This is a genomic window from Caballeronia sp. ATUFL_F1_KS4A (assembly GCF_023630905.1).
In the GTDB taxonomy this organism is placed as follows: domain Bacteria; phylum Pseudomonadota; class Gammaproteobacteria; order Burkholderiales; family Burkholderiaceae; genus Caballeronia; species Caballeronia zhejiangensis.
The window spans coordinates 165,303-186,078 of the sequence record NZ_JALQEB010000029.1 but is presented as its reverse complement, the minus strand read 5'-3'; the positions used below and the strand labels follow the sequence as shown (position 1 = coordinate 186,078).

Below are 20,776 nucleotides of genomic sequence, written 5' to 3'. Positions count from 1 at the left end.
GTCAGGCCGATTCGCCGCGCGGCTTCGGCCCGCGCAGGATGCGCCGCGCGATGCTCCATCGATGCACTTCCGACGGACCGTCGTAGATACGGAACGCGCGCATGTCCGCGAAAATCCGCGCGACGACGGTTTCGTGCGTGACGCCCTGCCCGCCGAGCACCTGCACCGAGCGGTCGACGACCCGCCACAGCGCCTCCGACGACACCACTTTCGCGATGCTCGATTCGTGCTTGCCGAGCACGCCCTGATCGAGCACCCACGCGCAATGCCAGATGGCGAGACGCGTGACGTGCAGATCCATTTCGTTATCGGCGAGCATGAAGCCGACGCCTTCGTGCTCGCCCAATGCCTTGCCGAACGCCTGACGCTGCCGCGCATGCGCCGTCGCGACATCGTGCGCGCGCCGCGCGGCGCCGAGCCAGCGCATGCAGTGCGTGAGACGCGCCGGCGATAGCCGCACCTGCGCGTAGCGAAATCCTTCGCCCGGCTCGCCCAATACGTTTTCCTTCGGCACGCGCAGGCCCTCGAAGCGCACGACGCCGTGGCCGCCGGGAAAGCACGTATCGAGCGAATCCATCGCGCGCTCGATCACGATGCCGGGGCTCGACATATCGGCGAGGAACATCGTCGCGGGACCGTCGGCGAACTTCGCCATGATGATCGCGACCGCCGCGCCTTCCGCGCCCGTGATGAACCATTTACGTCCGTCGATCACGTAGTCGTCGCCGTCCTGCACGGCGATGGTCTGCAGCATCGCCGGATCGGCGCCCGCACCCGGCGGCGGCTCGGTCATGCAGAAACACGAGCGAATCTCGCCCGCCGCGAGCGGACGCAGCCAGCACTCCTTTTGCTGCGGCGTAGCGATGGCTTCGAGCAGATGCATGTTCCCTTCGTCGGGCGCGGCGATGTTCAGCGCGACCGGACCGAGCGGCGAATAGCCCGCCTCCTCGAACAGAATGGCTTTCGCGACGTGATTCAGGCCCAGGCCGCCGAATTCGGGCGATACGTGGCTCGACAACAGCTTCGCCGCGCGCCCTTTCGCGATCAACTCGGCGCGCAGCGCTTCGTTCGGGCCATGCGGCGTGCAACGCGGATCGCGCTCGAACGGCACGATCTCTTCAGCGATGAAAGCGCGCACGCGCGCCTGCAGATCGGTCAACTCCGGAGAAAGCGAAAAGTCCATCGACAATCCTCTAAGGGAACGGGCTGAACGCCAAGCTTAACCGCGCGGGCGCATCGTGCGCCAGTGGCGTTCGTCCGGGTGTCAGTCGTCGTACTCCGTGTACTTGCGCGCGTCGCCCTTCACTTTGTGCGCCGGATATTTCGACCGGTTCAGCGCCATCTTCTCGATCAGCGCGCGATGCAGATCGACGTCGAGGGAGTCGGCGAGCATCACGAGATAGGCGAGCACGTCCGCCATTTCGTGGCGAATGGCTTGCAGCTTCGATTCGTCGAGTTCGGTTCTGTCGCCGGTGGCGAGCCACGTGAACGGTTCGAGCAACTCGCTCGCTTCCACCGACAACGCCGCAGCCAGATTCTTCGGCGAATGAAAGCGGCTCCAGTCCCGCTCGCGGACGAACTCGCGCAGCATGTCGCGCATTGCGACGAGCTCGCTCGCGGTTTCCCGCTGATCCTGTTGCTCCATTGGGTTCCTCTGAAGATGTCGGGTGTGCGCGAAGGTGCTGCCTTCGCCGGACAGAGTGGCGCGGTGAGCCGGCTTAGGCCGGATAGAGCCCGAGCGTGCGAGCGTGCAGGCGTGCGAGCCCGAGAAGCGCATCGGTGAACGGCGTCGGCACGCCGGTCATCGCGCCCAACTCGCGCACGGACGCGACGAGCGCATCGAGCTCGACCGCCTTGCCCGCCTGAACGTCCTGCAACATCGACGTTTTCATCGCGCCGAGCTTGAGCGTCACGGCGTGGCGATCCTCGGGCTTCTGTTCGATGGGAATGCCGAAGCGCGCGCCGATTTCCTTCGCTTCGAGCATCACGTTCGTGACGAAGCCGCGCACGAGATCGTCGCTGAGAATGCGGTCGGTGGTCGCGCCGGTGATCGCGCTGATGGGGTTCATCGTCATGTTGCCCCATAGCTTGAACCAGACGTCGCGTTGAATCTGCGCGGAGAGCGTGGCGTCGAAGCCCGCCTTCGAGAAGAGCGAAACGAGCGATTCGGTGCGTGCGGTCGGTGCGCCCGTCGCCTCGCCCAGAATCAGCCCCTTGCCCTGATGATGCCGGATGACGCCCAGCGCTTCTACGAAGCAACTCGCGTGCACCACGCAACCGACCGTCTGCGTGCCCGGAATCGCCGCGGCGATCCTGCCTTGCGGATCGACGGACGAAAGACGTTTGCCGGTGAACGGTTCGCCGAGGCCGTCGCAGAACCACCAGGGCACGCCGTTCATCGCGGTCAGCACGGGGGTTTCATTCGACAGCAGCGGCGCGATATGCGCGGCGACGGATTCCATCGCGGGCGCCTTCACTGCAACCACGACGAGATCCTGCACGCCGAGATCAGCGGGTTCGGCGCTCGCCGCGACCTTCACGACATGCGTGGCGTCCTTTTCGACGAGCCGCAACCCTTCCGTCTTCAGCGCATCGAGCGTCGCGCCGCGCGCGACCACGCTGACATCGCAGCCCGCCTGCGCGAGCTTCACGCCGATCCATCCGCCGATGGCGCCCGCGCCATAAACGCATACTTTCATCGTTCCCGTCCTCGCTCGTGGCAATCATCCGATCGCCATTGTAAGAGCGGGACGGCGCGCTCGTGCGTTCAGTGCGCGATGCCCGTGGCGAGCTTCGCCACCGTCAGCAGCGTCAGGCCGAATGCGCCCGCGAGCATCACGGCGATGACCGGCAATAGCGGCAACCTGACCTGCGCGAAGTCTGCGTTGTGCGAAGCGCGCTTGCGCACGCCGAAAAAGCTCCAAAGCACGATGCGCAACATCTTCAAGAGTTCCATGAGCGGCTCCTTCGCCTGAATCCGTATCGATCTTTCACGCGATGATGATGCCGGCTCCATGAGATGAAAAACAGCAGCAGTTGCGCTGTATTCGACGGTAGCAGAACGACCTGCAAGAAGCGCATTCGGACGGATGTAAGCGCGCTTCGGCTTCTTTCAAGAGCCGCCCGGAGAAAAAAAATTGCGCTTGAAACATAGGGCGGCGGTATTGAAACGATAGCCTTCGCTCCTACTTTCGATGCACTGACGGCGATAACCGCGTCGTCGATTCAACTTCCTGTTGCAGGCCGCGCTGGCCGCACTATCGGAGACTGGACCATGAGTGACTTTTATTTCAGCGGCGACGTTTTCTCTGAACTGGACCGCATGCAGCGGCAGATGTCCTCGCTCTTCGGCAATCTTCCTTCGAGCATGCGTTCGAGCCGCGCGGATGCTTTCCCGCGTCTGAACATCGGCAGCACGGACGATGCGATTCATATCGTCGCGTTCGCGCCGGGCGTCGAGCCTGCATCGCTCGATGTGACCGTCGATAAAGGCACGCTCACCATTAGCGGCGAACGCAAGGCGCAGGCAACGGTGGAAGGCGCGCGCACGTATGCGAAAGAGCGCTTCACCGGCAGCTTCCGCCGCGTGATCGAACTGCCGCAAAACGCGGACGCGGACAAGGTCGAAGCGCGCTATGAGAACGGCACGTTGTCCATCACCATCGGCAAGCGCGAAGCATCGAAGCCGCGTGCGATCACCATTCAGTAAGAGGAAGCACATCATGACCGAGAACACTCAAGTCGCCGCGCAAAACACGAACGACGCTGCGCGCAAGAACGAAGACAATGCACGCCGCGCAACGGTCACACCCGCGGTCGATATCGTCGAGGATAGCAATGGCATCACGCTGTGGGCCGATCTGCCCGGCGTGTCGCGCGAGAAGCTCGACGTGAAGGTGCACGATGCGCGCCTCACCATCGAAGCCGAAGCAGCATTGCCTGTGCCGGGCACGGTGCGCGTGCATCATGCCGAACTGCGCGCGCCGCGTTTCGTACGCGCCTTCACGGTGAGCGAAGACTTCGACACGACGAAGATCGACGCGAATCTCAGCAATGGCGTGCTGAGACTCACGATTCCGCGTCGCGAGCAAGCGCGTCCGCGCCGCGTCGAAGTACGCGCGGGTTAAGCATCGGAAAAGTTATCAGTTTTGCCTCGAGCGGCCGCGATTTTTCGCGGCCGCTTTTTCTTTTGCACTGCGCGCACGCCTCTATAATCTTCAACGGCGGTTTAATTCGCCAACCATTCGAATACTCATAGAAAGAAGGGACTATCGTGAAGAGGCTGGTAACGGTGTTGTTGGGTTCGATGCTTGCCGTATCGATCGGAGCGCATGCAAAAGAGTGGTCGACTATCCGCTTCGGCGTCGATGCGAGTTATCCGCCTTTCGAATCGAAAGCGCTCGACGGCACGCTGGTCGGCTTCGATATCGATGTCGGCAATGAACTATGCCGGCGTCTCAACGCGAAATGCGTATGGGTCGAAAATGCGTTCGACGGCATGATTCCCGGCCTCAAATCGCGCAAGTTCGACGGCGTGCTCTCCACGATGTCGATGACGCCCGCGCGCGTCAAGCAGATCGCGTTCTCCAGCAAGCTCTTTCACGTGCCCACGCGCCTCGTCGCCAAACGCGATGCGAACATCCAGCCGACGGCGGAATCGCTCGCGGGAAAAGCTGTCGGCGTCGAGCAAGGCTCGATGCAGGAAACGTATGCGAAGGTGCATTGGGGCGCGAAAGGCGTGAAGGTCGTGTCTTATGCGGATCAGGATCAGGTTTATCAGGATCTGCTCGCCGGACGGCTCGATGCATCGCTGCAAAACGCGGTGCAAGCCGAACGCGGCTTTCTCGAGACGCCGCGCGGCAAGCCCTACGGTTTCGCGGGCGGCGCGCTGGAAGACAGTGGGATCTTCGGTCCGGGCACGGCAATCGGCCTGCGCAAGGAAGATACGGACCTGAAGGATAAGCTCGACGGCGCCATCGCCGCGATGATCAAGGATGGCACGTATAAGCGCATCGAACAGAAGTACTTCGACTTCGATATCTACGGCGAGTGATTTGGAATACGTTGCCCGCGAACGATCCATCCAATGCGGATAACTTCGTGCGCGGGCGGCGAGGTTATCCCGCTTGCTTCGCTCTCGCCTAGACTCACATACATAACCGACAACAAGGAGACAACGATGGCGACGCTCAAGCAGATGCAGGCGAAGTTGAAGAAGCTCCAGGCGCAGACCGAGAAGCTGATCGCGAAACGCGCGCAAGCCGTACTCGACGATATTCGCGCGCTGATGGAAAGGCACGGCCTCACGACCGCGGATATCGACCGTCACGGCAAGAAGGCCAAACGCGCGGGCAAGCCGCAGGTCGCGTACCCCGCGCCCGCCGGCCGTCACGAAGCGATGACCAAGCTCGCGAAGAAGGGCAAGCTGCCCGCGAAGTATCGCAATCCGAAGACGGGTGAAACGTGGAGCGGCTGGGCGCGCCCGCCCGCGTGGATCGCGAACGTGAAGGATCGCAGCAAGTTTCTGATCGATGCGGAAAGTGCGGAGAACGCGGTCAAACCGAAGGCTGTAGCGAGGAAAGCGGCGGCGAAAAAAACTGCTGCGAAGAAGAAAGCAGCGGCGCCGGCAGCAAGGAAATCCGTCGCGGCGAAACCGGCAGTGAAACCGGCGGTGAAGCGCAGCGCGCCCCGCAAACGCGCGGCAAAAGCCGCATTGCCGGAACAAGGCGGTGCCGAAACATCGCCATCCACGACAACGGGCGATGCTTCCGTATGAAACCCTGACGTCATCCCATTGTTTGAGATCGACGAAAACTCAATTGGCTTTTCGTGCGATTAAAAAAAGGCTCAGTCCTTCTACACTGCGTTCACATGTCGGGGGCGTTTCGTAGCAACGATTCGCTTCTCCGATTGCAGTTGTCGCTTCAGACAACCGCATCTCCTCATATCTTCGTTGGAGCGTCCTCGTGAACAAGCGACTCGTAGTGGGCTTTGCTATTGCATTGAGTTCTCTTTTCGCCGGCTCGGCATTTGCAAGCGGTTATGGACCGGCGCCGCATTATCGTCCCGATGTCGGAGCGCCGGCTTCGCAGCATGGCGTCAGCGCGCAGACCTTCGCTGCGGAAGAAGCCGCACAAGGACGCGGCGATTTCGGCAATACGGAACGCACCGCGCAGATTCAACGCGGGCAAGTTTCGGCTTCCGCTTCTTCGCAAGTGGCGCAATAAATATCCGATTAACGGACACGATGATGCGAGTTTGTCGTGTCCGTTTTAAAAGCCTTTTATCGTTCTTTCCAGAAATGTCCAAAGCGCATCGTCCACGGAATAAGGGACGTTGAATCGAAAACATGCGCTTTGAGCATCGTCCGGACGGAAATAAGAGCCGGGCGCGAGCCATATGCCGTGCTGCAATGCGCGTGTCGCGACGTCGCTTCCATCCGCCGGATCGATCGGCAACGCGCCCCACAGGAAAAGCCCCGCGCGCGGACGCCGGAACAACTCAACGCCCAGCGCATCCATGCGTTCTTCGACGAGCGCATGCGCATCCTTGAGCTTTTCCACGACGAATTCGACATGCCGCGCGTAGCGCCCTTCCGTCAGCACTTTCTCGACGATGCGCTCCGTCGCCTCCGATGACGTCAGCCCGACCGCCATCTTCGTGCGCGCCAGTTCGCGCAATACGTCGCGCTCGGCGATGACATAACCGCAGCGCAACGCGGGCGTGATCGTCTTCGCGAAACCGCCGACGTAGAGCACGCGGCTGAGCCCTTCCATGGCGGCGAGCAAGGGCGCGCCGGGCGCGGCGAGCTCGCGGTTCACATCGTCCTCGACGACCCACAGGCCGTGCCGCTCCGCAATCTGCATCAGCCGAAACGCCGACGCCATGCCGAAGGTCGCGCCCGTCGGATTCTGCAAGGTCGTGTTGAGAAAGACCGCTTTCGGTCGATGCTCGACGACGATGCGCTCGAACACGTCGGTATCGACACCGGCCGCCGTGCGTGGCACGCCATGCACCTGCAAACCCGCGAGCCGCAGAATCTGCAGCAGATTGCAGTAGCCCGGATCTTCGACGACGACCGCATCGCCCGGACGCAGCAGCGTGCGCACGATGAGATCGAGCGCCTGCGTCGCGCCCGCGGTCAGCAGCACGTTCGATGCGGCGTCGATCGGCAAGCCGTGGCGGTCCATCTGCTCCGCGATCCGCTCGCGCAGCGGCGCGAAGCCGTACGGATGCCCGTAATCCGCGATGCGCGCCGCCGGTACGCGGCTCACCGCGCGCAACGCGTGCTGCAGACCGCTCTCGTTGACCCATTCGTTAGGCAGCCAGCCGCAGCCCGATTTGATCGGCACGGAATGATCGGCGAATACGTCCGACAAAAGCCACGTCGCGGTGAGGCTCGGCGGCTGCCATTCGACGGCGCGCACGCGCTCGCTGCGCCCGCGTATTGCCACGCGATAACCCGATCCGCGCCGCGCCGTGACGAGGCCCATCGACACGAGCCTGCCATACGCTTCCGTCACCGTGAATGTGCTGAGACTTTCGGCTTCGGCAAGACGCCGCACCGATGGCAGAAGCGCGCCCTCGCGCAACGTCTGCTCCTCGATCGCCGAGGAGAACGCGCGCACGATTTGTTCGACGAGCGTCGGCGCCTGCCGCGCGCCGCGCTCCAGCTTGAGTTCGATCATGGCGTCGAGAATAACGCGGAGAAAGTCCGCCGGCCAATACAGTTTGCAGCATTCTGCCAGCACAGTTGGCAGCGCAGTGAAGCAACTGTCTATGCCTTGCAATTTTGCCGGGGAATACAGTGGCCGTACTTCTTCAGGAGACCCCGTGATGACCGCTCGCCCCGTGATCGAAGACCTCTCGTCGTTCTGGATGCCGTTCACCGCCAATCGCCAGTTCAAGGCCGCGCCGCGCATGCTCGACAGCGCCAAGGGCATGTACTACCGCTCGACCGATGGCCGCGAAGTGCTCGACGGCACGGCCGGACTGTGGTGCGTGAACGCAGGCCATTGCCGCGACGAGATCGTCGATGCGGTGCAAAAGGCACTTTCGACGCTCGATTTCGCGCCGACCTTCCAGATGGGCCATCCGCTCGCATTCGAAGCGGCGACCAAAGTCGCGAGCCTGATGCCCGAAGGCCTCGACCGCATCTTCTTCACGAACTCGGGCTCCGAGTCGGTCGATACGGCGCTCAAGATCGCGCTGGCGTATCACCGCGCGCGCGGCGAAGGCCAGCGCACGCGTCTGATCGGCCGTGAGCGCGGCTATCACGGCGTCGGCTTCGGCGGCATTTCGGTCGGCGGCATCGCGCCGAATCGCAAGACGTTCTCGGGCGCGCTGCTGCCGTCGGTCGATCATCTGCCGCATACGCACGATCTCGCGCACAACGCATTCACGAAAGGCCAGCCCGCGTGGGGCGATCATCTCGCCGATGACCTCGAGCGCATCGTCGCGCTGCACGATCCGTCGACGATCGCCGCCGTGATCGTCGAGCCGCTCGCCGGTTCGACAGGCGTGCTCGTGCCGCCGCAAGGCTATCTGCAAAAGCTGCGCGATATCTGCACGAAGTACGGCATTCTTCTGATCTTCGACGAAGTCATCACCGGCTTCGGACGCTTGGGTAAAGCGACGGCCAGCGAATACTTCGGCGTAACGCCCGACCTCATCACGATGGCCAAGGCCATCAACAACGCGACCATTCCGATGGGCGCCGTCGCCGCGCATCGCAACGTGCACGACACGGTCGTCAACGCGGGCGCGGCCAACGCCATCGAACTGTTCCATGGCTACACCTATTCGGCGCACCCGGTCGCGACCGCAGCGGCCATCGCGACGCTCGATCTGTATCAGCGCGACAAGCTGTTCGAGCGCGCGGCATCGAAGGCCGCGAAGTTCGAAAGCGCCGCACACGCGCTGCGCGATGCGCCGTTCGTGAAGGACATTCGCAATCTTGGCCTCGTCGCGGGCATCGAGCTCGATCCGCGCGAAGGCGCACCCGGCGCGCGCGCGTATGAAGTGTTCGTCAAGTGCTTCGAGGCGGGCGTGCTCGTGCGCTACACCGGCGATATCCTCGCGTTCTCACCGCCGCTCATCATCGAAGACGATCAGATCGATCAGATCTTCGCGACGGTGCGAAAGGCGCTGGAAAGCGTGAAATAAGCGGCTTTTGCGGTTGCTCGCGGCCCGGCTTCCTGCGATGGAAAGCCGGGCTTTTTATCGCTCCATGACAAGCAACGTAGATGTCGCCGATGCGAACAATCTGCCGCTCGCGTCCTTGAGCGTCGCTTCGGCGAACGCGGCGCGCCGTCCGATCGACAGCACGCGTCCTTCCGCGCGCAACACGCCCGAGTCGCGCGTGAGCGCCTTGTGATACGCGACCTTCAGTTCGAGCGTCGTGTACGCCTGCGTCGCGGTCAGGCATGAATGCACCGAGCAGCCGCACGCGGAATCGAGCAGCGTCGCCGCATAGCCGCCGTGCACGGTGCCGATCGGGTTATACGCGTGATCGCCGGGGACGCCCGCGAACACTGCCCTGCCCGCTTCCACTTCGATGAAATCGAAATCCAGCGATACCAGAATGCCCGGCTTGCGCCCGCTTGCGATCAATCTGCGCAATTGCGCGAGACCGTCGAGGCCGGCGGCGGTTTCTTCGATCAAACTCATTTCGGCGTCTCCGTTTTATCGCTGGCGGTCTTGATCGCATCGTCGTCGCCGGTGGCGCTCCAACCGCCGCCGAGCGAGCGATAAAGCGCCACCGCGGCAAGCGCGTGTTCGCGCTTCGATTGATTCAGCGCATCGGCATCGCGCAGATACGATTGTTGCGCGTCGAGCACATCGAGAAAGCTGGCCGCGCCGCCCTTGTACAACTGCGTCGACAGCGTGAGCGATTGACCGGATGCCGAGAGCGCTTCGGTGAGACGCGCGGTCGATTCGGTCGTGCTGACGAGATCGCTGCGCGTATCCTCGACATCCTTCAGCGCTTCGAGCATCGTCTGACGCAGATGCAGTTCCGACTCGCGCATCCGGCTCTCGTTCTGCTCGACCTGCGCCGTGATGCGTCCGGCTTTGAAGATCGGGCTCGTCGCGTTGAGCGCGGCGGAAAAGAGGTTATCGGTCAGCGTCGGCAAGCCGAGATACGATGAGGCGAGCAAGCCATCCGACAAGCGCAGCGAGAACTTCGGATAACGCTCGGCACGCGCGACGCCCACTTCCGCCGCGCGCTGCTGAACGGTCGCATACGCGACGAGCACATCGGGGCGGCGCAACAAGGCATCGGACGGCAACATCTGCGGCGCGCCGCTGGCGGGAACGGGAATCACGGGCGCGTCGCCCGCATCCGCGAGCATCAGCCTGTCGATGGATTCCGGCGTGCGGCCCGAATACACCGCGATCAGACTCAGCTGATGCTGGATCGTCGATTGCGTGCGCGGGATGCGCGATTGCAGGTCGCTCAACTGATTCTGCGCACGCGCGACATCGAGTTGAGTCGACAGACCGTATTGCAGGCGTCGTTGCGTGAGTTTCAACGCGCGTTCGCGAATCTGCAGATTGTCTTGCAGGATCTTCAATTCCGCCTGCGCCCAGCGAAGGTCGACATACGCAGCGGCCGTATCCGCGGCGAGCGCGAGCCTGATCTGATCCGCGGCGTGTTCGCGGCCGACGAGCTGCGCCTGCGATGCCAGCAGTTCCAGCCGCTCGCCGCCGAACACGTCCGGCGTCCAGCTCAGCGCGAGGCCGAAGCCCGCCTGCTTCACATAGCCGAGCGGCGGCGGCGTGTTCTGCCGCGTGTACGCGCCGCCCGCGCTCGCATCCAGTTGCGGGAGCAAGGCCGCGCGGCGTTGCGTCGTGAGCGCTTGCGCCTGCTTCACGCGCTCGACGGCGGCTTGAACATCGAGGTTATCGTTCAGCACCGACGCGACGAGTTCATGCATCACCGGATCGTTGAACTGATTCCACCATGCAGCGGGATCGACGGCCTGTCTCGGCACATCGACGCTCCAGTCCGTGGGCGCGGTCGCGTTGACCGTCGCGGGAAGATCGGCGTGCGTGGCGGGCTGCACCGCGCACGCGGCGAGCGTCAGCGCGGTCACGCCGGAAAGTATTGCGACGAGAAGTTTCTTCATGATCGAAGCATCCAGATAAGGCCCGGTTCAATGCGCGTCGGACGAAGGCGGCGCGCTCGTGATCGGCTTGGCGAACATCACCGTCATCAGGCCGAAGAGGAAACACAGCGCGAGCACGTAGAAGCAATCGGCGAAGGTCAGCACGAGCGCCTCGCGCATCACGAGCGCGTGCAGCGATGCCAGGCCCGCTTGCGACGCGTTCAACGCATCGCCGGCGACGGAAGCGAGATGCGCCGAACTGCGCGCGATCATGTCGTCGACGACCGGCCGGCCAATCGTCACGCTCTCGTTCAGATGCAGGTAATGCAGATTGAGGCGATCGTTGAGCATCGTCGCGCTCACCGCGATGCCGATTGCGCCGCCGAGATTGCGCATCAGATTGAACAGCCCGCTCGCCGATTTGAGCCGCGATGGCGGAAGCGAACCGAGCGCCATCGTCACGATGGGCGGTACCGCGAATTGCTGGCCGATGCCGCGCAGCGCCTGCGGCAGCAGGAACTGTTGCCAGCCCCAGTCGTGCGTCAGCGGCGTATAGAAGTAACAGCCCGCGCCGAAGCAGATCAGACCGAATGCGAGCAGCACGCGCATGTCGATGAAGCGCGACGCGAACCCGTACACGCCGATGGAAAGCAGTTGAAAACAGCCGACGGAAAGCAGCGCGAGACCCGTATGGAGCGAATCGAAGCCACGCACGCGCGCGAGGAACACGGGCGTCAGAAACACCGACACGAAGATGCCGATGCCCGTCACGAACGAAAGCAGACTGCCGATCGCGAAGTTGCGCACCGCGAGCGCACGCAGATCGACGATCGGATCCTTCGCCGTGAACGCATGCACGAGGAACAGGAAGCCGCAGATCCCCGAAATCCACGCACAGACGATGATGACGTCGTCGCCGAACCAGTTCTTGCGCGGCCCTTCTTCGAGCACGTATTCCAGACAGCCGAGAAAGCCCGACATCAGCACGATGCCGATGTAATCGCCCTTCTTCAGCAGCGAAACATTGGGCTCGTCGACGTGCACGTACTTCGGCACGAGCAACGCGACGACGAGACCCGGCACCACGTTCAGATAGAAGAGCCAGTGCCACGACCATTGATCGGTGATCCATCCGCCGATCACCGGTCCGACTGCGGGCGCGAGCGACGCCAGCGCGCCGATAGTTGTAGATGCAATCAATCGCTGCTTGCCGGGGAACAGCACGAAGGCGGTCGTGAAGACGGTCGGGATCATCGCGGCGCCGAGCGCGCCTTGCAGTCCGCGAAAGAGGATCATCGAATTGATGTCCCACGCCATGCCGCACAACATGCTCGTGAGCGTGAAGCCGATTGCCGATGCGACGAACAGCCAGCGCGTGGAGAACACTTTCGAGAGCCAGCCCGACATCGGAATGACGAGAATTTCGGCGATCAGATACGACGTCTGCACCCACGACAGCTCGTCCTGGCTCGCCGACAATCCGCCGCCGATATCCTTGAGCGACGACGCGACGATCTGGATATCGAGCGTCGCCATGAAGAAGCCGAGGCACATCAGCGCGAAGGCGAACACGCGTTGCCGTATCGGCTGGCTCGCGGGATCGGAAGGAATGGTGTGTGTCATCGCCGCGCTCCTCAGCCGTTCGACTGCTTCGCGAGATGCACCTTCACCGTCGCCGACAAGCCCGGACGCAGCACCGTTTCCATGCCCTTCGGCACATCGAGGCGGATGCGAACCGGCACCCGCTGCACGATCTTCGTGAAGTTGCCCGTCGCGTTCTCGGCGGGCAGCACGCTGAAGGTCGCGCCGGTCGCGGGCGCGAGACTTTCGACGTGACCGGTGAGCGGCACGCTCGATGCGTCGAGTTCGACGTCGGCTTCGTCGCCCGCGCGCATCTTCTTCAACTGATCTTCCTTGAAGTTCGCATCGACCCAAAGGCCCGTCGACGGAACGATGGTCAGCAGCGATGTGCCCACGTTCGCGAGCACGCCCACGCGCGCCGTGCGATTGCCGACATAGCCATCGACCGGCGAGCGGATCGTCGTGTATTCGACGTTCAGCTCCGCGACACGACGTGCCGCTTCCGCTGTCGCGACGCGCGCCTGCGCATCGGCGATCTGCGCTTCGATCACGCTCAACTGACGCTTGGCCGCGACGAGCGACGCGCCGCTGCGATCCACCGCCGCCTGCGCCTTCGTGTAGTCCGCGTCCGCGCGCTCGACGATCTGGTTCGACACCGCATCGTCCTTCACGAGTTCGCGATAGCGCGAACGGTCCTGCCCGGTGCGCGTGAGTTCCGCCGACGACGCGCGCACTTCCGCCTGCTGCTGGTTGATGACGGCCGCCTGCAGCGCGTCCTTCGCCTGCAACTCGACCACCGCCGCGCGCGCGCCCGACAATTCGGCGTCGGCTTGAGCGAGGCGCGCATCGTAATCGCGGGCGTCGAGGCGGATCAGCACTTGCCCCGCCTTCACGGGCTGATTGTCCTGCACGAGCACGTCGGTGACGAAACCGTTCACCTTCGGCGCAAGCACGGTGACATCGCCGCCGACGTAGGCATCGTCGGTCGTCTGAATGAAGCGCAGTACGAGCGCCCAGTACGTGGCCGCCGCGATCAGCACGAGCCCGACCAGGCCAAGCGCGAGCAGCATCCAGGGAATCTTGCGCGCGGGCCGCGCGAGCGCCGGCGCCGCTACCGAAGGAATATTCGTCGTAGGAGTCGTCATTTGCGATAAGTGCATATGCACAATTAAGTTTGAAGGAAGGCCTGAATCCATTGCCCGTCATAGCCCGGAAGACTAGTTGTGCATATGCACCAAGTCAACCGTCACGGCGCGCATGAATGAATGACGCAGACGGAAAGAATCGCGCCGAGCCTTGTGCTACAAGGCGCGAAGACGATTTGCCGGCGCGTCGGGACGCAGGCTCTCGTCGGCGCAGAAGCGCACGGCATGCTCGACGAACGCGCGCACCTTGGCCGGCAACAGCGCGCGCGTGCTGTACGCGATCCGGATTTCGATCGCGGAATCGACGCGCTCGTAGGCGTCGAGCAGCGTGACGAGCCGCCCCGACGCGACCTCTTCGGCCACGAGCGCCGTCGGCAACACGCCGATGCCGAAGCCCTGCAATGCCATCTCGCGATTGAACACCGCACTGTTCGACGTGATGTCGTGACTGAGCGGCACGCGCAGTTCCTCGCCGCCGATGCGGAACGTGAGCGCCGGCTTGCGGATCGACGGCGACATCGGCACGAAAACATGATCGGCGAGTTCGGACGGATGGCGCGGCGCGGGACGTTGCGCGAGATACGCGGGGCTCGCGACGAGCACGAGCGGAATGGTTTCCAGCAGGCGCGTGACGGCGGTATCGGTCGATAGCATGAAAGGCAGCACGATGGCGAGATCGTAGCCTTCGCCGACGAGATCGATGGGTCGCTCCGTCAACGTCACGTCGAGGCGCACATGCGGATGCGCGCGCCTGAAGCTCGCGACGAGCGGCGCGTAGCGGCTCATCATCACGGTCGTGTGCGAGACGAGCCGCAACAGGCCGGTCGCTTCGCTCGCGCGGTTCGACGCGCGCTCTTCCATCGCCTGCAATTCGTCGAGCAGACGCGAGCAGTCGGCGAAGAAGCGCTCGGCGGTTTCCGTCAGCGAGATCTGCCGCGTCGTGCGATTGAAGAGCCGGCTGCCGAGGCGGTCTTCGAGGCCGGCGATGGCACGCGATACGACGGGCGGCGACAAGCCGAGTATGTCGGCCGCACGCGCGAAGCTCTTCGCTTCGACCACCGTGCAAAACACCTTCAGGCTCGTCAGATAGTCCATGTGCGCGTTCGCGATGCGTGCGGAAGCCCCGATCATGGCACGAAGCCGCCGCATTCGCACGATGAGACGATCGCGCGGTTTTACGAGCCGCGCGAGCATTCACGCGAAAGACGCACGCGCCTAAAGTTCAACCCATGCCATCCACATGGCCAACCACCGAACGAAGGAGCACACCATGTCACGTCTTTCCCAAATCAACGTCAACGAAGCAACGGGCGTCACCGCCGATCTTTTCGCCGCCATCAAGAAGGCCGCGGGCAAGGTGCCGAACGCTTACGCGACCATCGGCACGCATAGCCCGGCCGCGCTCGGCGCAGCGCTCAACGGCGATGCGATTCTCGCGAAGAGCAGCCTCGACAAGGCCGATGTCGAAGCGATCAAGCTCGCCGTCAGCGAACTCGCGGGCTGTGATTACTGTGCCGCCGCGCATACGCTCGTCGGCAAGATGGTCGGGCTGTCGCAGAAGGAAACGCAGCAAATTCGCGCGGGCGAAGCGACCGGCAATGCAAAGCGCGATGCGCTCGTGCGCTTCGTGCGGCATGTCGCGGGCACGACCGGCACGATCGACGCGGCGCGTCTTACCGAAGTGCGCGAAGCGGGCTATTCGGAAGCGCAAGTCATCGACACGCTGTTTGCGATGAGCGTCATCAATTTCACGAACCTCGTGAACCGCGTGAACGACACGGTGATCGACTTCCCTGCTCTCGTCTAAGTTTGCGTCGAGCCTTTGGTCAGCCGGTCGATGACGGAACTCACGAGATCGACCGGAACCGGAAAGACGATCGTCGAGTTCTTGTCGCCGGCGATCGACGTGAGCGTTTGCAGATAGCGCAACTGCATCGCCTGCGGCTGCTGCGCGAGCATCTGCGCAGCTTGCAGCAGCTTCTCCGATGCCTGCAACTCGCCTTCCGCATGGATGATCTTCGCGCGCCGCTCGCGCTCCGCTTCGGCCTGGCGGGCGATCGCGCGGATCATCGTTTCGTTGATGTCGACGTCCTTGATCTCGACGTTCGATACCTTGATGCCCCATGCGTCCGTCTGCGAATCGAGCACGCGCTGGATGTCGGTATTGAGGCGCTCGCGCTCGGACAGCAACTCGTCGAGCTCGTGCTTGCCGAGAATCGCGCGCAACGTCGTTTGTGCGAGCTGGCTCGTTGCTTCGAGAAAACGCGCGACCTGAATCACCGCCTTCTCCGGATCGACGACGCGAAAGTACACGACCGCATTCACCTTCACCGACACGTTGTCGCGCGTGATGACGTCCTGCGGCGGCACGTCGAACACGACGGTGCGCAAGTCCATTCGCACGACCTGCTGCACGACCGGAATGATGAGCACGAGCCCCGGCCCTTTCACCTTCCAGAAGCGCCCGAGCATGAACACGACGCCGCGCTCGTACTCGCGAAAAATACGCACCGCCGACGCGACGATGAAGATGACGAACGCAATGACAATGCCGCTGAAACCGAAGGTAAGCCCCATTTTTCAAGCCTCGTTGTCGATGTGTTCAGGAATGGCCCGCCTCGCGTTCGCCTTCGAGCGGCTCGACGGTCAGCGTGAGACCGTGGCGCGACATCACCCGCACGCGCGCGCCTTCTTGCGGCAACGCTCGCGGCGCGTCCGCCTGCACGCGCCAGCGTTCGCCCTGCACGCGCGCCCAGCCGCTGCCGGATTCGTGCGCCAGCATCACGCCGATGGTGCCGAGCATCGCTTCGCCGCCGCTCACGACGGGCCGCTTGCGCGCTTTCAACGCGACGCCCGACACGGTGAACACGAAGAGCGCCGTGAAGAGCGCGAGCCCGGCAACGAGCCCGACCGGAATGCCGAAGCCGGGAACGTCGGTATCGATCAGCATGAGCGCGCCGATCGCGAACGCGATGATTCCGCCGATGCCGAGCGAGCCGAATGTCGGCAGAAACATTTCCGCGACGAGAAAGCCCATGCCGAGCACGATCAATCCGAGTCCGACGAAACTGATCGGCAATAGTTGCAAAGCGAACAATCCGACAAGCAGGCAGATCGCGCCCGCGACGCCCGGCAGCACCATGCCCGGATTCGCGAACTCGAAGAAGAGGCCGTACATGCCGATCATCATCAGGATGAGCGCGACGCTCGGGTCGGTGATCGTCGCGAGAAAGCGGCTGCGCCAGTCGGGTTGCAGCACGACGAGCGGCGCCTGTTTCGTCGCGAGAACGCGATCGCCGCTCGCGGTTTTGACATGACGGCCGTCGAGTTTCGCGAGCAGGTCGGGAACGTCGTTGGCGGTCACGTCGATGACCTTCTGCTCCAGCGCTTCCGTCGCCGATAACGCGACCGCCTCGCGCACCGCGCGCTCGGCCCATTGCACGTTGCGTCCGCGCAATTGCGCGAGGCCGCGGATGTAGGCGGCGGCGTCCTGCATCTGCTTGCGCGTTTCGGTCGATTGCGCGTCTGCGTTCGACGCCGCCTTGCCCTCGCGCTCCGATCCGCCGATGCCAAGCTGCACCGGCGACGCCGCGCCCAGATTCGTGCCGGGCGCCATCGCGGCGATATGGCTCGCGTACGTGATGTACGTGCCCGCGCTCGCAGCGCGCGCCCCGCTCGGCGCGATGAACGCGGCCACCGGCACCGGCGACGCGAGCATCGCCTGAATGATCGAGCGCATCGAGAGATCGAGGCCGCCGGGCGTGTCGAGTTCGAGCACGACGAGTTGCGCGTGCTCGTCTGCGGCGCGGGCGAGCGAGCGCACGACGTAATCCGCGCTCGCCGGCCCGATCGCGCCCTTCAGCGGAATCACGACGACGGGCGCCGCCACGGCGGCTACGGCGCTCATCGGCACGAGGGCGAACGCCATCAGCAGCAGCGCGTGGCGCACGCGTCTGCACAGCCAGTCAGCGAAGTTCGTTTTCATCGGCGAAAGCCGGACGCGCATATGCGCGGCGGTTCCTGGTGTTTGGTCTCTCTTTTAGCTTAGGTCAATTGCGAGATCACGGCCGGCGCGTCGTTCGGTCGATGACCTTTTCGACATCGGCCGTTTCGCCGAGCTCTTTCACGAAGCGCGCCGTGTCGAAGTCGCCCGACACGCAGCCGTCGAGATAGATGAAGCGGCGCTGCAACGTGAGCCACAAACTCGTTTTCTCGCGCCACTGCAGCGAGGCGTTGAGCGAATTCAGGCGCCGCGTCACGCTTTCGGCGATTTCCTTGTCGTAGTCGTAGCTGTTGGCGAGCCGGCAGCGCCCCGCGATCCAGCAGCTATTGCCGCGTTCGATGCGGTAATGCGCTTCGTCGAGCCATTCCTGATGCGTTTCGAACGGGCCGCGCGGAGCGGCGCAATCGGCGATGGCGCTCGAAACGTGCAGAAACGGATCGTTGCCGCGGTTCTCGCGCTTTTCTTCGGCGTGTGTCCCGTACGGGGCCGCGGCGAGCACAGCCGCCAGCGCGAGCGTTCCGTAAGCCGCGTTTCGTGTCATCGTGCGCGCCTTTCGTGGAGCCATCGTCCAGACAGCATAGTTCATCGCGTCGAATCGAACGCCACGCGGGAAGTCGGTAAACTCACGATGTGGCGCACCGCCCATTCCTCGCACCGAGACCGACATGAAACAGGCACTCCACCATCTGACGGTCGCGACAGGCTCGCGCGGCCTGCACGAAGTCACCCGCGACGTCGATCACTGGATCGACCTTCAGGACATCCGCACTGGCTTGCTCACGCTGTTTTGCCGGCATACGTCGGCATCGTTGCTGATTCAGGAGAACGCCGACCCCGACGTGCGCGTGGATCTCGAACGCTATTTCGAGTCGGTCGCGCCGGAAGCGCCCGGCCGCTACGTGCACGACACCGAAGGCCCCGACGACATGCCCGCGCATCTGCGCACCGCGCTGACCACGGTGCAGCTTTCGATTCCCATCGAGGCTGGCCGGATGGTGCTCGGCACTTGGCAGGGCATCTACGTGTTCGAGCACCGGACGGCGCAGCATCAGCGCGAACTCGTCTTGCATCTGATCGGCGAGTGACCTAATATACGCACCGCGTATATTTCGGGAGCGGTGACGGTGACTCAGGAACTTCAGCAGCAGACGATTCTTCGCGATGCGATGCGGCGTCTGAACATGACGCGCGACGCGTTCGCGTCGCGCATCGGCGTGTCGCGGCGTGCGCTGGACACATGGTTGCTGCCGGACGAATCGCCGGAGTCGCGCGCGATGCCGGAGATCGCCGCGCGCTATGTCGGCGAGATTCTCGGCGGTTTGCCGGAAGGTGGCCCATATACGCAAAGCGCACATTTGACCATCGACTTCGAAGGCCGGCCGCAATTGCTTTCGATCGACCAATTTTCGCGCGACTCGGCTGAAGCGCTGTTCCGCACGGCCGACATGATGCAGCCCATCGCGCGGCGCAAAAAAATCACGCGCGTGCTCGAAGGCGCGGTGCTTGCAAATCTGTTCTTCGAGGCCAGCACGCGCACGCGCGTGAGTTTCGGCGCGGCGTTCGCGCGCCTCGGCGGCTCCGTGTGCGACACGACCGGCTTCACCTTTTCGTCGATGGCGAAAGGCGAGTCGATCTACGACACGAGCCGCGTCATCAGCGGATACGCCGACGCGATTGTCGTGCGGCATCCGGAGCAAGGCTCCGTCGCGGAATTCGCGCGCGCGACGAACATTCCCGTCATCAATGCCGGCGACGGCCCCGGCGAGCATCCGAGTCAGGCGCTGCTCGATCTGTATACGATCCAGCGCGAGTTTTCGCGTCTCGGCAAGATCGTCGATGGCGCGCATATCGCGATGGTCGGCGATCTCAAGTACGGCCGCACCGTGCATTCGCTCGCCAAGCTGCTCTCGCTTTACAAAGGACTGAAATTTACGCTCGTGTCGCCGGGTTCGCTGGAGATGCCGGCGCATATCATCGAGCGCATCGCGCGCGGCGATCATGTGATCGAACAAACGAGCGACTTGCGCGCGGGACTCGCGGGCGCCGACGTGGTCTACGCGACGCGCATTCAGAAAGAGCGTTTCGCCGATGAGTCCATCGAAGGCTATACGCCGGATTTCCAGATCAACCAGGCGCTCGTCGACGATGTATGCGGACGCGACACGCTCATCATGCATCCGCTGCCGCGCGACAGCCGCCCCGGTGCGAACGATCTCGCCACCGACCTGAATCACGACTCGCGCCTCGCGATCTTCCGTCAGACCGACAACGGCATTGCGGTTCGCATGGCGATTTTCGCGGTGCTGCTCGGCGTCGAGCATCAGGTGCGTCACTCGATGCGCGATGCGGCATGGAAGTCGCCTGCTTCCATCGGTCCGGACGATGCGGTCTTTCATGGCTTCGATTGATACGTTTTTTACACGCGGCGCACATGTCTTTGCGTGACGTTGACGCGAGCCGCCGTATCCTTCTACACAAGGGAAACGTGATGGAGCAACGGCCATGGATATGTCGCTTGCGTGGGCGGTCAGCCGTCGAAAATTGCAGGATGATGGGTTAGGTGCATGTCAACGTGTGCGGGTTCTGGCGCTTGCGCATTTCGCGGATAGCGAAGCGTCGCGGGAACGCATACGCGCGTTGTTTCATTCGCCGCTTGGCATCTACGTGAGTCAGGCGCAGCGTGAAGGCTGCGAACTGCGGCTCGAATTCGATACTGCTAGCGAAGACCTTGCGTTCACCTTGCGAACGTTGAAGCGCGTCTTGCCGGAAGCGCGTGTCGAAGGGATCGCGCCGCGTGTGTTTGCGCATCGGATGAACACGCGCGACGCGGGATGAGGGTCATGCGGCCGGAAGCTCGCCAGACATCGACTGCCGACGATGATAAGCGGCGGATGATTCCAGTCGCTCAAACTCTTCGTAGGACAGATTCCACGTATCCG

At 63.4% G+C, this 20,776-nt stretch carries 23 protein-coding genes; 9 read left to right on the top strand and 14 right to left on the bottom strand.

What is annotated here, in order from left to right:
- Position 1: 1 nt before the first annotated feature.
- From NCS03_RS16080 to NCS03_RS16065, 4 genes are all read right to left on the bottom strand, one after another.
- Entirely contained in the window at positions 2 to 1,183 is a 1,182-nt protein-coding gene (locus NCS03_RS16080) for an acyl-CoA dehydrogenase family protein (RefSeq protein ID WP_250440495.1), read from the bottom strand.
- Positions 1,184 to 1,264: 81 nt separating this feature from the next.
- Complete coding sequence (locus NCS03_RS16075; RefSeq protein ID WP_008353680.1) at positions 1,265 to 1,645, bottom strand: nucleotide pyrophosphohydrolase; 381 nt, start codon at positions 1,643 to 1,645, stop codon at positions 1,265 to 1,267.
- A 73-nt stretch (positions 1,646 to 1,718) separates the two neighbouring features.
- Positions 1,719 to 2,699 carry a 2-dehydropantoate 2-reductase gene (locus NCS03_RS16070; RefSeq protein WP_250529385.1) on the bottom strand — a complete coding sequence of 327 codons (981 nt, stop codon included), beginning with the start codon at positions 2,697 to 2,699 and terminating at the stop codon, positions 1,719 to 1,721.
- 68 nt (positions 2,700 to 2,767) lie between these two features.
- Positions 2,768 to 2,956: a DUF2970 domain-containing protein gene (locus tag NCS03_RS16065; protein WP_008353682.1), complete on the bottom strand. Its 189-nt coding sequence runs from the start codon at positions 2,954 to 2,956 to the stop codon at positions 2,768 to 2,770.
- Between the two features lie 318 nt (positions 2,957 to 3,274).
- Between NCS03_RS16065 and NCS03_RS16060 the strand changes: the two genes are divergently transcribed.
- From NCS03_RS16060 to NCS03_RS16040, 5 genes are all read left to right on the top strand, one after another.
- Complete coding sequence (locus NCS03_RS16060; RefSeq protein WP_008353683.1) at positions 3,275 to 3,709, top strand: Hsp20/alpha crystallin family protein; 435 nt, start codon at positions 3,275 to 3,277, stop codon at positions 3,707 to 3,709.
- A 13-nt stretch (positions 3,710 to 3,722) separates the two neighbouring features.
- A complete protein-coding gene (locus NCS03_RS16055; protein WP_250435622.1) occupies positions 3,723 to 4,127 on the top strand; it encodes an Hsp20/alpha crystallin family protein in 405 nt (134 codons plus the stop codon).
- A 179-nt stretch (positions 4,128 to 4,306) separates the two neighbouring features.
- A complete protein-coding gene (locus tag NCS03_RS16050; protein ID WP_284504377.1) occupies positions 4,307 to 5,053 on the top strand; it encodes an ABC transporter substrate-binding protein in 747 nt (248 codons plus the stop codon).
- 126 nt (positions 5,054 to 5,179) lie between these two features.
- Positions 5,180 to 5,776, top strand: a complete 597-nt coding sequence (locus tag NCS03_RS16045; RefSeq protein WP_250435620.1) for an H-NS histone family protein — start codon at positions 5,180 to 5,182, stop codon at positions 5,774 to 5,776.
- A 190-nt stretch (positions 5,777 to 5,966) separates the two neighbouring features.
- Positions 5,967 to 6,227: a hypothetical protein gene (locus NCS03_RS16040; RefSeq protein ID WP_008353687.1), complete on the top strand. Its 261-nt coding sequence runs from the start codon at positions 5,967 to 5,969 to the stop codon at positions 6,225 to 6,227.
- A gap of 45 nt (positions 6,228 to 6,272) precedes the next feature.
- Here the strand turns inward: NCS03_RS16040 and NCS03_RS16035 are convergent, their stop codons facing one another.
- Positions 6,273 to 7,688: an aminotransferase-like domain-containing protein gene (locus NCS03_RS16035; protein ID WP_175979176.1), complete on the bottom strand. Its 1,416-nt coding sequence runs from the start codon at positions 7,686 to 7,688 to the stop codon at positions 6,273 to 6,275.
- A gap of 148 nt (positions 7,689 to 7,836) precedes the next feature.
- On the opposite strand from NCS03_RS16035, the gene aptA reads away from it, so the two are divergent.
- A complete protein-coding gene (gene aptA, locus NCS03_RS16030; protein ID WP_250529383.1) occupies positions 7,837 to 9,165 on the top strand; it encodes an omega-aminotransferase AptA in 1,329 nt (442 codons plus the stop codon).
- Between the two features lie 54 nt (positions 9,166 to 9,219).
- Here aptA and NCS03_RS16025 read toward each other — a convergent pair whose 3' ends face one another.
- The 5 genes from NCS03_RS16025 to NCS03_RS16005 all read right to left on the bottom strand — a co-directional run bounded on the left by NCS03_RS16025 (position 9,220) and on the right by NCS03_RS16005 (position 14,929).
- The gene (locus NCS03_RS16025) at positions 9,220 to 9,669 is read right to left on the bottom strand and encodes a PaaI family thioesterase (RefSeq protein ID WP_008353692.1); all 450 of its coding nucleotides are present in this window, start codon (positions 9,667 to 9,669) and stop codon (positions 9,220 to 9,222) included.
- On the bottom strand, positions 9,666 to 11,129 hold the full coding sequence (locus NCS03_RS16020) for an efflux transporter outer membrane subunit (RefSeq protein ID WP_250529382.1): 1,464 nt from the start codon (positions 11,127 to 11,129) through the stop codon (positions 9,666 to 9,668). The genes NCS03_RS16025 and NCS03_RS16020 overlap by 4 nt, the downstream gene beginning before the upstream one ends.
- A 27-nt stretch (positions 11,130 to 11,156) precedes the next feature.
- A complete protein-coding gene (locus tag NCS03_RS16015) occupies positions 11,157 to 12,731 on the bottom strand; it encodes a DHA2 family efflux MFS transporter permease subunit (protein WP_175979173.1) in 1,575 nt (524 codons plus the stop codon).
- An 11-nt stretch (positions 12,732 to 12,742) separates the two neighbouring features.
- Positions 12,743 to 13,834, bottom strand: a complete 1,092-nt coding sequence (locus NCS03_RS16010) for an HlyD family secretion protein (protein ID WP_008353695.1) — start codon at positions 13,832 to 13,834, stop codon at positions 12,743 to 12,745.
- A gap of 156 nt (positions 13,835 to 13,990) precedes the next feature.
- Complete coding sequence (locus tag NCS03_RS16005; RefSeq protein WP_250521593.1) at positions 13,991 to 14,929, bottom strand: LysR family transcriptional regulator; 939 nt, start codon at positions 14,927 to 14,929, stop codon at positions 13,991 to 13,993.
- Positions 14,930 to 15,104: 175 nt separating this feature from the next.
- On the opposite strand from NCS03_RS16005, the gene NCS03_RS16000 reads away from it, so the two are divergent.
- Positions 15,105 to 15,641: a carboxymuconolactone decarboxylase family protein gene (locus NCS03_RS16000; RefSeq protein WP_008353697.1), complete on the top strand. Its 537-nt coding sequence runs from the start codon at positions 15,105 to 15,107 to the stop codon at positions 15,639 to 15,641.
- Here the strand turns inward: NCS03_RS16000 and NCS03_RS15995 are convergent.
- The 3 genes from NCS03_RS15995 to NCS03_RS15985 form a co-directional block, all read right to left on the bottom strand.
- Positions 15,638 to 16,411, bottom strand: a complete 774-nt coding sequence (locus tag NCS03_RS15995; protein WP_175979171.1) for a slipin family protein — start codon at positions 16,409 to 16,411, stop codon at positions 15,638 to 15,640. The two genes, NCS03_RS16000 and NCS03_RS15995, sit on opposite strands and share 4 nt — an antisense overlap.
- 25 nt (positions 16,412 to 16,436) lie before the next feature.
- Positions 16,437 to 17,819, bottom strand: a complete 1,383-nt coding sequence (locus NCS03_RS15990) for an NfeD family protein (RefSeq protein ID WP_372492556.1) — start codon at positions 17,817 to 17,819, stop codon at positions 16,437 to 16,439.
- Between the two features lie 76 nt (positions 17,820 to 17,895).
- Positions 17,896 to 18,378, bottom strand: coding sequence for a BON domain-containing protein (locus NCS03_RS15985; RefSeq protein ID WP_250529381.1), 483 nt, complete (start codon positions 18,376 to 18,378; stop codon positions 17,896 to 17,898).
- A 124-nt stretch (positions 18,379 to 18,502) separates the two neighbouring features.
- On the opposite strand from NCS03_RS15985, the gene NCS03_RS15980 reads away from it, so the two are divergent.
- The gene (locus tag NCS03_RS15980) at positions 18,503 to 18,922 is read left to right on the top strand and encodes a secondary thiamine-phosphate synthase enzyme YjbQ (RefSeq protein ID WP_250529380.1); all 420 of its coding nucleotides are present in this window, start codon (positions 18,503 to 18,505) and stop codon (positions 18,920 to 18,922) included.
- Between the two features lie 39 nt (positions 18,923 to 18,961).
- On the top strand, positions 18,962 to 20,245 hold the full coding sequence (locus NCS03_RS15975) for an aspartate carbamoyltransferase (RefSeq protein ID WP_033537153.1): 1,284 nt from the start codon (positions 18,962 to 18,964) through the stop codon (positions 20,243 to 20,245).
- Positions 20,246 to 20,393: 148 nt separating this feature from the next.
- On the opposite strand, the gene NCS03_RS15970 is transcribed toward NCS03_RS15975, so the two are convergent.
- A complete protein-coding gene (locus tag NCS03_RS15970) occupies positions 20,394 to 20,645 on the bottom strand; it encodes a hypothetical protein (protein ID WP_175979168.1) in 252 nt (83 codons plus the stop codon).
- Between the last annotated feature and the right edge of the window lie 131 nt (positions 20,646 to 20,776).

Coding starts and splice junctions, on each gene's coding strand:
- NCS03_RS15990 (WP_372492556.1), bottom strand. CDS start 17,819: ATGAAAACGAACTTCGCTGACTGGCTGTGCAGACGCGTGCGCCACGCG.
- NCS03_RS16050 (WP_284504377.1), top strand. CDS start 4,307: ATGCTTGCCGTATCGATCGGAGCGCATGCAAAAGAGTGGTCGACTATC.
- NCS03_RS16045 (WP_250435620.1), top strand. CDS start 5,180: ATGGCGACGCTCAAGCAGATGCAGGCGAAGTTGAAGAAGCTCCAGGCG.
- NCS03_RS15980 (WP_250529380.1), top strand. CDS start 18,503: ATGAAACAGGCACTCCACCATCTGACGGTCGCGACAGGCTCGCGCGGC.
- NCS03_RS16035 (WP_175979176.1), bottom strand. CDS start 7,688: ATGATCGAACTCAAGCTGGAGCGCGGCGCGCGGCAGGCGCCGACGCTC.
- NCS03_RS16020 (WP_250529382.1), bottom strand. CDS start 11,129: ATGAAGAAACTTCTCGTCGCAATACTTTCCGGCGTGACCGCGCTGACG.
- NCS03_RS16075 (WP_008353680.1), bottom strand. CDS start 1,645: ATGGAGCAACAGGATCAGCGGGAAACCGCGAGCGAGCTCGTCGCAATG.
- NCS03_RS16005 (WP_250521593.1), bottom strand. CDS start 14,929: ATGGACTATCTGACGAGCCTGAAGGTGTTTTGCACGGTGGTCGAAGCG.
- NCS03_RS16080 (WP_250440495.1), bottom strand. CDS start 1,183: ATGGACTTTTCGCTTTCTCCGGAGTTGACCGATCTGCAGGCGCGCGTG.
- NCS03_RS15970 (WP_175979168.1), bottom strand. CDS start 20,645: ATGCGCAAACACACGCGGCGCGATCCCTTCGACACGCGCTTCCGGCAA.
- NCS03_RS15985 (WP_250529381.1), bottom strand. CDS start 18,378: ATGACACGAAACGCGGCTTACGGAACGCTCGCGCTGGCGGCTGTGCTC.
- NCS03_RS16000 (WP_008353697.1), top strand. CDS start 15,105: ATGTCACGTCTTTCCCAAATCAACGTCAACGAAGCAACGGGCGTCACC.
- NCS03_RS16060 (WP_008353683.1), top strand. CDS start 3,275: ATGAGTGACTTTTATTTCAGCGGCGACGTTTTCTCTGAACTGGACCGC.
- NCS03_RS15995 (WP_175979171.1), bottom strand. CDS start 16,411: ATGGGGCTTACCTTCGGTTTCAGCGGCATTGTCATTGCGTTCGTCATC.
- NCS03_RS16025 (WP_008353692.1), bottom strand. CDS start 9,669: ATGAGTTTGATCGAAGAAACCGCCGCCGGCCTCGACGGTCTCGCGCAA.
- NCS03_RS16065 (WP_008353682.1), bottom strand. CDS start 2,956: ATGGAACTCTTGAAGATGTTGCGCATCGTGCTTTGGAGCTTTTTCGGC.
- NCS03_RS16015 (WP_175979173.1), bottom strand. CDS start 12,731: ATGACACACACCATTCCTTCCGATCCCGCGAGCCAGCCGATACGGCAA.
- NCS03_RS16055 (WP_250435622.1), top strand. CDS start 3,723: ATGACCGAGAACACTCAAGTCGCCGCGCAAAACACGAACGACGCTGCG.
- NCS03_RS16070 (WP_250529385.1), bottom strand. CDS start 2,699: ATGAAAGTATGCGTTTATGGCGCGGGCGCCATCGGCGGATGGATCGGC.
- aptA (WP_250529383.1), top strand. CDS start 7,837: ATGACCGCTCGCCCCGTGATCGAAGACCTCTCGTCGTTCTGGATGCCG.
- NCS03_RS16010 (WP_008353695.1), bottom strand. CDS start 13,834: ATGACGACTCCTACGACGAATATTCCTTCGGTAGCGGCGCCGGCGCTC.